We start from the raw sequence: 12,540 nt of genomic DNA on the forward strand, positions 1-12,540 counted from the left end.
GTTTATTTAACATTACTGTAATCACGTTTGCGGATGTTGTGGCCCGTGGCTTGTTCCCAATCAGCTATAATCTGGTAATTGATGCCACGTAAACTTCCGGGTACATCGTCATATAGCGTCTGCGCTGCAGGGGCATTACTCACGCCATTTGATTCAATGAATATCAACAACTCGGATAACAAGGGGGCCATTCGAAAAAATTGCTCAGATTTACTATGTGCTGGCATCTCTACTCGTTTTGCAATATTAAACAAGCGCTGTTCCGGACTAGATCCTTCTGCACGTAAATCTAAAACTACAGATGTGTTCTGCTCTAAAGTGAGATGGAACCAGGACATCATGGATACAAACCAAAATTCTTCACGTGCCAGGATGCCGTATTGTTTACGTGTTATCATCAAATCAAAGAGTTGATTGGCATAATTGAAGATAATGGCATCGTCAGTTGGTTTCGCACCGCTTTCGTTGCTAACGTTTATTAAGCCAATATAGATATGATGAAGCAGGTTCTCCAGTACATTTACGAACTCTATGTTTGAAGTCTCAGGCTTGACAAAAGCGTAAGGCATACCTTCTTTCATAGGATGATTAAGCTCCATGCCAAACAATCTCCAATATGCATTCCTGCGAGTGGCCCCCTGATCAGGGCGTATATCGCTGTCTATTGCAAAAATGAAGAAGGGAGCAGGGGAGCGGTAAAACAGTTCTTCCGTGATACGCATCCAGTGCTGAGTTTCGGGCCGGGGAATACCTAATTTCTCACCATGCCGAAACTCGTAAATAACTTTGCGGAAAATTTCATAGACTCTCGTATTTTCTATTAAATACGCATAAATCAGATGCATCCAGAGCTGAACATTAGTCCAGGAAGCACGATTAAAAGGTTCCAGGGTGGCATCTGAACCGCGTTGCCGAAGGGTGCACATTAATCCATCTAAAAGGCAATCGGGAATGCCGCGCGAATCACTTCGACGATCTGGCTGACCCAGAAGAAGTTCAGCAGAATCCTGATGTTCCCGAGCTCTCCACGCTAATTCCAGAAGTGTGGTTATCTGTATGGGATGTGCCTGGAACAAAGCATTCAAACGTTCAAGATCAATTTTTCCTGTATTATCCACGACAATTCTTCTGAACATGACGACTATTCCTTATAGATTTTTGAATTATGGCATCTGATTACTCATTTTAGGTTTGTGACCTGTTTTTCATCTGGCACGGGGATTGGCCACAATGGCTCCGGCCCTTCCACCAGTTTTCGTAATCTTTCAATATTTTTTATTTCTTTGGTTACCGCGTTTTCCGGCGGGTTAGAACTGTCAATGTTTGCCTGATTCATTTGCGCTGATCCTGATGTGGTTTGTGTCGATTTTTTGTATTCCGTCGCTGATTTCGTGTTCATATCGTTTGATACCTTTTCGTAGAGAAATTTAATGGAATAACATCTGCATTTTTGATTCTAGAACCTGCACGCAACATCCACTCTTCCTGCTGTCGGATTAATAAACTACTTTGACGAGGCTCAACAGCAATTCGATAACCGATTAGTGCCAGTAAACGTAGTGGCTCATTCTCCAGCCAGTAAGTTGAGTGAAAAAGGTTCTTTCCATGTTTTTCTTCCATCGTCAAAAGTACTTGTGGCGCAACTTTATCTGGGTTGACAAAATGTACCAGTGTCTTTTGATCAAATGCACGTAATTGCTTTCGTAAACAGAGCGACACGATCCTGGGTAAAACACGGATCGATTCGCGGATTAAAAACTGAGTCGAAGGATCAGCTTCCGACAGGGGATAGCGAATCTGCCAGGCTTTTTCCATTCCATCCCAGGGGCCTGCACCGTAGAACTGGCGGCACATCTCAATTCCAAGAAGGACACGTATATAGCTGATTGGGTGAGGATCGCCATCAAGGAAACGGAACACCGAGTGAGGAGTATGCGCTACCACATCGTGCAGACCGGCAATGGCAGCATACCCTGTATTGGCAAAGGCAAAGGTGTCAGCAGCAACTTCCGAAGCCCAGCCTGCCCAGGTGGGTGCGATTGTCTGAGGTAATTCGTCAGATAGAATTTCTGCAAGTTCTACATTCCATCCCAGAATATGCGCAACCTGATGTCCTGCTTCGTGAATGAGAGCCGTAGGCCGGTATAAATTATGCCGTGCTAACTTGATAGATGCTACGGGGCTCTCCGTGCGGCCATCCCAGAGCCGAAGTCCTGCTTTTAAGATAGCAGCCCCTAAACCCTCGCCAATATATGTCAGAACTGGAGGCGTTTGTTTATTCAAGGCAACTAAAATGTTTTTCATACTATGAATAACCATTCGGTCGCAGGATGTTAAGAGTGAGGCCATATGTGGATTGGCGCGTGTGTTGATGGCGTCAATATAAAAATCAAGTAAGGTTTCTACCTTCTGATAACGAACACGTACCTTCACAGTCCGTTGCGCTAACTTTTCTAAAGGTTGATGAGTGCCTGCGTTCATCAACAGTCTGCGCAGCAGCACGATTTCTTGCTTTAAATTAGCAACAGAACCCCGTAATGATTCTTTCAAGCGCAGGCTTAAATAGTCTTCCAGTTCCGCCCAGGCATCGGTGGCAGCAAACAGTTCCAGATCTTCCAGTCTGCTGACAGCAGCCATCCAGTGCTCAATCTGCCGTTCCAGCTGCGTGTATGTGTTGATCTCCAGATGCGTCATAATCAAACGTACCCTGGATAAATTTCCAGACGAGCTGAACCGGGTATTCCATCAAAAGGATGCGAAAGAATGTTACGGACATTGCCCAGGGCCTTTCCAATGTCATCTAATCCAGGAATGCTGACCAACTGAATGCGCAGCATAACACCGTCCTCAAGGTGTTCCGTCGCCGAAACAAATTGTTCCATCTGGTTGGTCAGTCCTTTGGATAACGCGCTCACAGCCCAATTTTGTATGCTGGAAGCAAGCAGCTCGATGACGTAGAGAGGAAGTCGCCTCAATGCAAATCCAGACCCCCACCCAGGTATGACTGAAGGATGAATAACATGAATTGTGTTTTGTCCTATCTGTGAAAAGTTTTGCTTTAACCCATCCGACAAGATGCCAACTACTTTATTCGAGGCGATTGGGCTGATTTGTTTTTCCCTCATGTCCACAGCAATGCTTTGGGCTGCCTTTTCGCTGATAAACAGATCGATCTTGATTTCATTTCGAATAAAATCGAGACTTAATTTTGTCTTGGAGGGACGCCTTAGTCTCAGTGATCCCTCTTCCAAAAAGGTTTGTGGCTGAACACCCGGAACTTCCAGGAAGTAGAAGCGCTGTCCAGGCAAAATGCAATGACGATGCATCAGGTAAGGCGCCGGGACGTTTCTACCCAGCGCAGGCTCTCCAAGAAGAAGCCCTGCCGCGTGGGTAGTCAAAGGGTGCAACATGTTGTAATTACAGGCGTGCCTGCTGCGAAGTCCTGGTACATAACTCTCCTGGTTCGCAATATCAAAGAGCGCCGTGCCTGGAAGCGCTTCGTAGAGATGAATCTGCGCATCCAGTCCACCACCGATTTCGATGCCCAGCTGCTCTTCCAAAAACATTTCCAGAGAAACTTCATCAAAGGTTTTGATTTCCTTGGCAGTATGTGCACTGATTCTTCGTGAGGGAGATTTGATTGCCTTTTTATAACACCGGCAGCGCTTGCGATGTTTTGACTTTCTGTGCGGCAGTTGAACCCAGGCATTCTTCATACTGCCGGATGGCCGCAAATGCGGTCGCTTACGATAGATTTCTTCGGGCAGCATAGGAGGCAGGTTATCGGCAGCAGCTTTTTCAAAAGCTGCGACCACTTCAGCCTCTAATAATTGTTCGTTCTCAAAAACTGCGGCGGGTAATTGCAGGCTGTTCATGACGGTATCTTCAACCACTCCTGCCAGCGCTTCTGCAGCAGCCATTTTTTCATCCTCCGGCTGAACTTCAAGTTTCATTAGCCGCAGGCCAACATCTACCAGAGCCGTAGCAATTAATTTGTTGAGGTTCTTTTTTTTAATGAATTTCCCGGTAATTCTGGAAACATATTTTGCCAGATATCGGATGACTTTGTCCCGGCCAACCGCTGCAATGACAGGCTGGGCTATGACTCTGATAGCCTGTAAGATAGCAGTAACAAACTGTTCGATATGCGGAGCAGGGTCCTCATGTTCTTCCAGGGCAAGCATCTGCTCGACAAATAGCTGGCGTGCTTCTTCCATATCCTGCCACGATGTTTCTTCATACGGAGAGTCGAGTTCAAGCAATTCTTCTTCCATACCAGAAGCGGCGTGTTCTCCCAGCAGCCCGGTAGCCAGATAATAATCCAGTTCAGTTTGCAGAGACGCCACGCTGTTTGCAACCCATTCTTCCTGTATCACATCGTCAGCATACTCTTTCTTGACAAGCTTCTTGCGAAGCATGGCAATAAGCGGACGATAACGATTGGGAAAACGTTTGTTTTTGCTGGCAACCTGCAGGACATGAATCAGCAGTTTTTTGGCAAATTTTTTCAGTCGCCGCAACATAACTTTTAGCAGTGGCTTGCTGAGTTTCTTGCCGACTTTTTTGACCAGTTTGCCGACTTTTTTTCTAATACCTTTGAGTTTTTTTCGGGCCTTCCTTAATTTCTTTTTTAACCACCCATGCTCAATTTCTGGCGCTTCTTCTTCTAATTCCCCTTCTCCCGAGAAGAAGGAATCAACCCAAAGATCCTTCTCGTGGTCGCTCATACCCTCAAGGTCTGCCGCGTCAACTTCACCAATCATGCTCTCAAGGATGATTTCCAAATCTTCATGGAGCGGCGCAAAATGGGTTTCTAGTTCCCGCCAGGCCTGTCTTTCTGCAAGTTCGCCGTCGCCAGCATCGTGCTTGGGAAGCCGGTTGTGATAAAATTCGGATGCCTCTGCAACGAGTTGATAAATCTCGTCATTAAATTCTTCGACATAGAGATCAGACATCAATGCGTTTATTTCGGTCTGGCGAGGATCGGATGCGCCATCCATTCCTTCAAGTTCCTGGTATGACGCAAAGAAGGGGGTCTGTGATTCGAAATGCGAGTGTGCTGAAAAATTTTCGTCAACCACCCCTTTATCTGTCAGGGAAGGGTGATTTTGAGAGTCCAGAAAAGGGCTCACTGCCTTATGGATTACGGAGTCGGATTTCATTCTTGCCCCCCTAAAGATAGGCCAATATAAACGACTGGATTATTGAGCCTGGATCAATGATTTAATTTTCATTCAGATGAAACTTAAGGCGATGTCGTAGTCAGTTATTGAATTTCCCGCTCGTATGGTAATAAAGAATTTATTGATTAACCGAGAATAGTTTAACCACTTGATTAATAAACAATCTTTTAATTTTAGAAATTAATTTCAACAACTGATAGCAATATAACCCTACTAACCCATAGGGTAAGACTACTAAGGAATAATAGCGTTGTCAATGCAGGCTTAGTCAGTGGTATCGCCAGGTTAACCCGCTGAAACGGTTAACACTCGAATTGTTTTCTTCATGTATTCAATCTTCTCACCCGTCAACCCACGCCAGACTGTAAACCCGGAACGATGCAGATGCCATGCTTTTCCCCGGGCAGATGATCCAATCATTTGGATTATTCCGTACATTCCAGTACATTATCGGGTTTTACATAGTAATCGTCTGGCCATTCAAGAAATCTGAAGTCTGTCCCTGCTTGTAGTCGGGCCGGGTGGGTGCCGATTTTCACTGCACCCTGAATCGAACATAAACAAAAAAACCAACAATAAAATGACCCAAACCACCAACAACCTGGCCGCCTACATCTGGTCTCTGGCTGACCTGTTGCGCGGCGATTTCAAACAAAGCCAGTATGGCCGCGTGATTTTGCCGTTTACTTTGCTGCGCCGTCTGGAATGCGTGCTGGCGCCCGGCAAGGGTGCCGTGCTGGCCGAAAATGAGAGAGTCCGGCAAATGAACCTGCCGGAACAGGCGCAGGAAAAACTGCTGTTACGCGCCACCGGCGGTTTATCGTTTTTCAACATCTCCAAAATGGATCTTGCCAGATTGGGTGAGGCCGATATCAAGGACAATCTGGAATCCTACATTCGCGATTTCTCCAAAGATGCGCGCGAGATTTTTGAATACTTCAAATTTGGTGAGTTTATCGGCCAGCTCAATGACGCCAACCTGCTGTACAAAATCGTCCAGAAAGTCAGAACCATGGACTTAAGCCCCAAAGCCATAACCAATCATGAAATGGGTCTGGTGTTTGAAGAACTGATCCGGCGTTTTGCCGAAAGCTCCAATGAAACCGCCGGGGAACACTTCACCCCGCGCGATATTGTGCGCCTTACCACCGCGCTGGTGTTTATGGAAGATGATGACGCGCTCACCAGGCCGGGCATTATCCGCACCATCTATGACCCCACCGCAGGCACCGGCGGCTTTCTGTCTGCGGGAATGGAATACGTGCATGAGTTAAATCCACAGGCAGTGATGCGCGCCTTTGGTCAGGAGCTTAATCCCGAGAGTTATGCCATCTGTAAAGCCGACATGCTGATCAAAGGCCAGGAGGTGAACAACATCAAACTGGGCAACACCTTGTCCACTGACCAGCTCTATGCCGACAAATTTGACTACATGCTGTCCAATCCGCCGTTTGGCGTCGACTGGAAAAAGATCGAAGGCAATATTAAAGACGAACACACGCTCAAAGGTTTTGACGGCCGCTTTGGCCCCGGTCTGCCCAGAGTCTCCGACGGCTCGCTGTTGTTCCTGCTGCACCTCATCAGCAAACTCAGAGATGCATCGCAAGGCGGCGCCCGCATCGGCATCATCCTCAACGGTTCACCGCTGTTTACCGGTGGCGCCGGTTCCGGCGAATCCGAAATCCGCCGCTATATTCTCGAAGCCGATCTGCTGGAAGCCATCGTCGCCTTGCCCACCGACATGTTCTACAACACCGGCATTGCCACCTATGTGTGGGTACTGTCGAACAAAAAATCCAGCGAGCGCAAAGGCAAGGTACAACTGATTAACGGCGTCAACCTCTGCGGCAAAATGCGCAAATCCCTGGGTTCCAAACGCAATGTCATGGCCGATGAAGACATTGCTGTCATTACCCGCTGTTTCGGCCGCTTTGAAGCCATTGATCACCAGCAACTGGACAAACCCCAGGAACAAAAAAGCAATCGTGGCCGCCAGTCAGACAACGCAAAAATCGAAGTGCCGAAAACTTTTGCCAGCAAGATCTTCGCCACCCATGAATTTGGCTACCGCCGTATCACCATTGAGCGCCCGTTAAGAGAATCCTACCAGTTCAGCGATGAACGGCTTGCCGGGTTGCGTTTTGCCCCCAAACCATTCACCGCGCCCATGCAATGGATTTATCAGGAATTCGGCCGGTACTGGACAGATGCCGCCGACTGTAACCACTATGGCGACCTGAAAGAACACCAGGACACCATTCGCAACACTATCAAAAAACATTTCACCGACCTCAAAGAAAAACAAATCAAAGACCTGCTGGATAAAAAAACCTGGCAAAACCAGCAACAAATCCTGCGCAAAGCCAGACAACTGCAACAAGCCATCGGCACCGGACAACACGATGATATGAACGGCTATGAAGACGCCCTGAAAACCGCATGTAATCAGCAGGGTATCAAACTCGACGCCAACGAGAAGAAACAAATCACCAGCGCGGTGAGTTGGAAGAACCCGCAGGCGAAAAAAGTCATCAGGAAAATCCACAAAGGCAAAGCCAATCCGATGTATGGACTATTTGAAGTCAGCGGCAAAGTCATTGAGTACAAAGCCGATGGCGACCTGCGCGATTTTGAAAACGTCGCGCTTGACCCGTCAAAAACCGTCAATGAAATCAACGAAGCCTATTTCGCCAAAGAAGTGCAGCCCCATGTGCCCGATGCCTGGATCGATGCCAGTAAAACCGATAGAAGGATGGCGAGATCGGGATTGTTGGTTATGAAATCCCGTTTAACCGGCATTTTTATGTGTATCAGCCGCCACGAGATTTGGCGGAGATTGATGCCGATTTGGATAAGGTCAGCGCGGAGATCATGGCCTTACTACAAGAGGTGCACTCCTGATGGTCTTTTCCCGCGATTGCTGCGTTGTGGCTGTACTCGCTCAGTCACGTATTACACATACGCTCCTTCGCTGCGTGCAGACACGCCTTGCACTCACGAAAAAATCCTCACCAGGAGGATGTGTTTATGGGTAGGTATCAAAACTATTCTGGCTATAGAAGTACGCTAGTTGAATGGATTGGTGATATTCCAGAACACTGGAATCTTATTAGAGGTAAGTTTAAATTTACTAATAAAAAAGTAGTTAATAAAGAACTTCAATGTATGGAGCGATTGGCTCTAACAATGAATGGAGTCATTGAGCGAAGTATTGAATCTGATGAAGGCTTACAACCTGCAGAGTTCAGCGGTTATCAGATATTTGAAAAGGGTGATTTGGTTTTTAAACTTATTGACCTAGAAAACTTTAAAACAAGTAGAGTCGGAATTGTTCCTAAGAAAGGAATAATGAGTCCTGCGTATATTCGGGCCACGCCAAATGAAAAGGTAAATACAAGGTTTTTTTACTATTTTTATTTCGATCTTTATTTGAGAGGAATTTATAACGACATAGGTGGGCAAGGTGTCAGGTCAGCGTTATATGCTTCAGATTTATTAGAACTTTTAATTTGTACGCCAACTGTCGATGAACAAGAGCAAATCGCCAACTTTCTCGACCACGAAACGGCCAAAATCGATACCCTGATCGAAAAACAACAACAACTCATCAAACTGCTCAAAGAAAAACGCCAGACAGTGATTAGCCATGCCGTCACCAAAGGCCTAAACCCCAACGCCCCCATGCGCGACTCCGGTGTTGAGTGGTTGGGTGAAGTGCCGAAACATTGGATTGTCGGGAAAGTTGCGTACTGTTCCAGTTCATTAGATCAATGCCGCGTTCCTATAGAAGCAGGAGTGCGGGGTGATCGACAGGGCGAATATCCATATTATGGGACATCAGGGATCATTGATTATGTGGATGACTATTTGTTCGATGAACCTTTAGTCTTGGTATGTGAAGATGGTTGGAATCTTATGTTGAGATCACAGCCTGTGGCTCGTCCAGTTAACGGGAAGATATGGGTAAATAATCACGCGCATATCTTGAGAGCTGATGTTGTCGAACCGTCTTTACTGGCTGAATGTATCGAGCAAACACCTTTACATCTCTTTGTGACTGGCATGAGGCAGCCAAAATTAACAGCAGATGCTTTAAGGAATATCCCAGTTGCTTATCCACCTGAGAAAGATGAACAAATGCAGTTAGTCCAATATATGGGAAAAGTAGTAAGCAAATTCTCGTTACTTGAGTCTAGAGCTAAAGATTCGATAGAGCTACTAAAGGAACGCCGCACCGCCCTAATCTTCGCCGCCGTCACCGGCAAGATCGACGTCCGCAACTGGAAAGCCCCGGAACAAAGCTCAACCAACCAGGAAGCCGTCGCATGAGTCTATTCGGCGGCGACAAGGCCAACGAGTTTACCTTTCAAAACGATATGATCCAGCAATTGCTCGCCAATGGCTGGTTGCTGGGCAAGCCGGAGAACTACCATCGTGAACTGGCGTTGTATCCTGAGGATGTGCTGGGTTTTGTCAAAGACACCCAGGATGCGCAATGGCAACAGTACTGCAAAATCTACCCAAACAACCCGGAACAAAAGTTTTTGGCGCGCGTCGCCTCACAGTTAAACAAGGCCGACCCCAATGCCGCGAATACCGAGCTGCGCACGTTTGGCACTCTGGGGGTATTGCGCCATGAGTTGCGTGACCGGGGTACGCGGTTTAGTCTGTGCCAGTTCAAACCCGAGCATGAATTGAACCCGGACACTTTGGCGCGGTATCAGAAAAATCGTCTGCGCGTGGTGCCTGAGTTGGTCTATAGTCCGTGGGCGACCGAAGCACATCTGGCCGAAACCGGTATGAAAGCCAAAGCCTGGCGCATCGATCTGGTGTTGTTTGTGAATGGGCTGCCGGTGGCAACGCTGGAGCTGAAATCCGAATTCAAGCAGGCGGTGGATAAAGCCATCAAACAGTACCAAACAACGCGCTTGCCCATCGACCCTGTCACTAAAAAGCCCGAACCGTTATTAACCTTTAAACGCGGCGCGCTGGTGCACTTTGCGGTGAGCCAGTATGCAGTCGCTATGGCCACCCGACTGGAAGGGGATGAGACTTTCTTTTTGCCGTTTAACAAAGGCACCGAAGACGGCGGGGCAGGCAATGAGGTACCTGAGGATGTCAACCAGTACGCCACTGACTATTTGTGGAACGAGGTGTTGTTGCCCGATAACCTGTTAAATATCCTCGCCCGCTATGTGCATTTGCAGATTGAAGAGAAAGAAACCTGGGAAGGGCGCAAATACAAAACTGAGACCATGATCTTTCCCCGTTATCATCAATGGGATGTGGTCAATCAACTGATCCGCGCCGCACGTACCGAAGGCCCCGGCCATAAATACCTGATTCAACACAGCGCCGGTTCCGGCAAGTCCAATTCCATTGCCTAGGTGGCGCATCAATTGTCATCCCTGTATGGCGAGGAGGGCAATAAGCAGTTTGATTCTGTTATCGTGGTGACGGACAGAACGGTGCTGGATGATCAGTTGCAGGATACCATTTACCAGTTTGAACATCAGGACGGGGTAGTGGCGCGCATCAATCGCAACGAAGGCGAAGGCGCCAAGTCGGAAAAACTGGCGATGGCGCTGGAAACTTCCCAGCCGATTATTATTGTCACCATCCAGACCTTTCCGTATGTATTAAAGGCGATTGAAAACAGTGTCAGTTTAAAAGCACGGCATTACGCCATCATCGCCGATGAAGCACATTCATCGCAGACCGGCACCACTGCACGGCAACTCAAAGAAGTGCTGATGACGGATGTTCGGGAAGATGACGAAGAGGAACTGACGTCAGAAGATATTCTGGATGCGGCAGTGGCTTCACGCCGCGCGTCCAGCAACTTGAGTTATTTTGCGTTTACCGCCACACCCAAAACCAGAACCCTGGAGTTGTTTGGCCGCCTGCCCGATCCTGCCGAACCGCCTTCCAGCACCAACAAGCCTGAAGCCTTTCATGTGTACAGCATGCGCCAGGCGATTGAAGAGGGGTTTATTCTGGATGTGTTAAAGAATTACACCAACTACAAGGTGGCGTATAACCTGGCGCTCAAGGTGCAGGCATCCGACCGGGAAGTGGAGAGTAAAAAAGCCAAGATTAAACTCAACCAATGGATGCGCCTGCATGACTACAATATTGCGCAAAAGGTGCAGGTGATCATTGAACATTTCAAAGATAATGTCATGGGCCTGTTGGGCGGGGTGGAGTGCGTGCAGACCCTGTCGCGGTTAAACCGCATTTATCCCGGCAAAGCGCAGAGCGGTACTTTTGTGCTGGACTTCTTCAATCAGCCAGAAGACATTCTCGCGGCATTCCGGCCTTACTACCAGACCGCGGAACTGGCCGATGTCTCTGATCCCGACCTGATCTTCGACTTGTTTGACAAACTGCGCGCGGCGGGTATTTTCCTGTGGCAGGAAGTGGAACAGTTTTGTCAGGCATTTTTCCAAAAAAATAAAAGTAATGCCGCGATTGCCAACATCTGTAAACCGGCGGTGGAGCGCTGGCAGAAACGCTATCAGTCCGCCAGCGAGGCCTATCGCCAGGCCAGAGACATGTTCGAGCGCAGCAAAAAAACCGGCGATGCGGTTTTGATTGCCAACGCAGAAAACAGCTTTAAGGAATGCAAACAGGAAAAAGATGCGCTGGAAATATTCAAAAAAGATTTGGGCAGTTTTGTACGTTTCTATGAATTCATGTCGCAGATCGTTGACTATGACAGTAAGGACCTTGAAAAACTGAGTTTATATGCGAAGAACCTTCGTCCGATGTTGCGTGAAGTCAGCGTTGATGACGACGACGATGTGGACTTGAGTAACGTCGTACTGAGTCATTACCGCCTCTCCAGAATCCGCCAGCAGGCTTTACAAATAAAAGAGAATTCCGGCGAATACGGACTGAAACCGGGCGATGAACTGGGAACGGCAAAGCCTAAAGACAAACACGAGGAATTTTTATCGCGCATTATCAGCCGCCTGAATGAGCTGTTTGTTACCGATCATCTGACAGAGAAAGATCTGGTGAACTATGCCTATACCATTCGGGACAAAGTCAGCGAGAATGCAGCGGTCATGAGCCAGATCGCCAACAACACCCCTGAACAGGCGATGCTGGGCGACTTCCCCAAAGCAATTGACGATGCCATTATGGACAGTAATGACGCACATCAGAATCAAATGATGCAGTTACTATCTAATCCAGCCAAAGCTGCTGGATTTGCGAAGGTGGTGTTTGATTTGTTGAAGCTGACGAAGTGAGTATGCTCATTCCAGCCAGATTTATAACCGGGAATATAACCGGGACTAAATTGAGTGAGATAATCTCAGAGTGGGGTGCCCTGTGAAAATTAACCTGGAAT

Annotated in this window: 9 protein-coding genes; 4 read left to right on the top strand and 5 right to left on the bottom strand. The window is 47.6% G+C overall.

The annotated features are described in order from the left end of the window. Positions 1-2: 2 nt before the first annotated feature. The 5 genes from C8R11_RS08105 to C8R11_RS16960 form a co-directional block, all read right to left on the bottom strand. Positions 3-1,136 carry a hypothetical protein gene (locus tag C8R11_RS08105; RefSeq protein WP_107795264.1) on the bottom strand — a complete coding sequence of 378 codons (1,134 nt, stop codon included), beginning with the start codon at positions 1,134-1,136 and terminating at the stop codon, positions 3-5. A 44-nt stretch (positions 1,137-1,180) separates the two neighbouring features. After that, the gene (locus C8R11_RS08110; protein ID WP_107795265.1) at positions 1,181-1,399 is read right to left on the bottom strand and encodes a hypothetical protein; all 219 of its coding nucleotides are present in this window, start codon (positions 1,397-1,399) and stop codon (positions 1,181-1,183) included. Then, positions 1,396-2,694: a hypothetical protein gene (locus C8R11_RS08115; protein WP_219908561.1), complete on the bottom strand. Its 1,299-nt coding sequence runs from the start codon at positions 2,692-2,694 to the stop codon at positions 1,396-1,398. The genes C8R11_RS08110 and C8R11_RS08115 overlap by 4 nt, the downstream gene beginning before the upstream one ends. Before the next feature lie 2 nt (positions 2,695-2,696). Continuing rightward, positions 2,697-5,162, bottom strand: a complete 2,466-nt coding sequence (locus C8R11_RS08120) for a hypothetical protein (RefSeq protein ID WP_146159094.1) — start codon at positions 5,160-5,162, stop codon at positions 2,697-2,699. A 306-nt stretch (positions 5,163-5,468) separates the two neighbouring features. Continuing rightward, entirely contained in the window at positions 5,469-5,603 is a 135-nt protein-coding gene (locus tag C8R11_RS16960) for a hypothetical protein (RefSeq protein WP_280523883.1), read from the bottom strand. Between the two features lie 160 nt (positions 5,604-5,763). Between C8R11_RS16960 and C8R11_RS08125 the strand changes: the two genes are divergently transcribed. Genes C8R11_RS08125 through C8R11_RS16450 form a run of 4 tightly spaced genes read left to right on the top strand, consistent with a single transcriptional unit; the run spans position 5,764 to position 12,439 of the window. Next, positions 5,764-8,253, top strand: a complete 2,490-nt coding sequence (locus tag C8R11_RS08125; RefSeq protein ID WP_219908562.1) for a type I restriction-modification system subunit M — start codon at positions 5,764-5,766, stop codon at positions 8,251-8,253. Further along, positions 8,211-9,512, top strand: coding sequence for a restriction endonuclease subunit S (locus C8R11_RS08130; protein ID WP_107795267.1), 1,302 nt, complete (start codon positions 8,211-8,213; stop codon positions 9,510-9,512). The genes C8R11_RS08125 and C8R11_RS08130 overlap by 43 nt, the downstream gene beginning before the upstream one ends. Next, on the top strand, positions 9,509-10,570 hold the full coding sequence (locus tag C8R11_RS16445) for a type I restriction endonuclease (RefSeq protein WP_219908563.1): 1,062 nt from the start codon (positions 9,509-9,511) through the stop codon (positions 10,568-10,570). Before C8R11_RS08130 ends, C8R11_RS16445 begins: the two co-directional genes overlap by 4 nt. Further along, positions 10,571-12,439 carry a DEAD/DEAH box helicase family protein gene (locus tag C8R11_RS16450; RefSeq protein WP_219908564.1) on the top strand — a complete coding sequence of 623 codons (1,869 nt, stop codon included), beginning with the start codon at positions 10,571-10,573 and terminating at the stop codon, positions 12,437-12,439. Positions 12,440-12,540: the final 101 nt, after the last annotated feature.

It is taken from the genome of Nitrosomonas aestuarii (genome assembly GCF_003046585.1).
GTDB classification, from domain to species: domain Bacteria; phylum Pseudomonadota; class Gammaproteobacteria; order Burkholderiales; family Nitrosomonadaceae; genus Nitrosomonas; species Nitrosomonas aestuarii.

What these genes read in the sequence shown, in the direction of transcription:
- C8R11_RS08120 (WP_146159094.1), bottom strand. Translation starts at nt 5,162, where the DNA reads ATGAAATCCGACTCCGTAATCCATAAGGCAGTGAGCCCTTTTCTGGAC.
- C8R11_RS08125 (WP_219908562.1), top strand. Translation starts at nt 5,764, where the DNA reads ATGACCCAAACCACCAACAACCTGGCCGCCTACATCTGGTCTCTGGCT.
- C8R11_RS16960 (WP_280523883.1), bottom strand. Translation starts at nt 5,603, where the DNA reads ATGATTGGATCATCTGCCCGGGGAAAAGCATGGCATCTGCATCGTTCC.
- C8R11_RS08105 (WP_107795264.1), bottom strand. Translation starts at nt 1,136, where the DNA reads ATGTTCAGAAGAATTGTCGTGGATAATACAGGAAAAATTGATCTTGAA.
- C8R11_RS08130 (WP_107795267.1), top strand. Translation starts at nt 8,211, where the DNA reads ATGGGTAGGTATCAAAACTATTCTGGCTATAGAAGTACGCTAGTTGAA.
- C8R11_RS08115 (WP_219908561.1), bottom strand. Translation starts at nt 2,694, where the DNA reads ATGACGCATCTGGAGATCAACACATACACGCAGCTGGAACGGCAGATT.
- C8R11_RS16445 (WP_219908563.1), top strand. Translation starts at nt 9,509, where the DNA reads ATGAGTCTATTCGGCGGCGACAAGGCCAACGAGTTTACCTTTCAAAAC.
- C8R11_RS08110 (WP_107795265.1), bottom strand. Translation starts at nt 1,399, where the DNA reads ATGAACACGAAATCAGCGACGGAATACAAAAAATCGACACAAACCACA.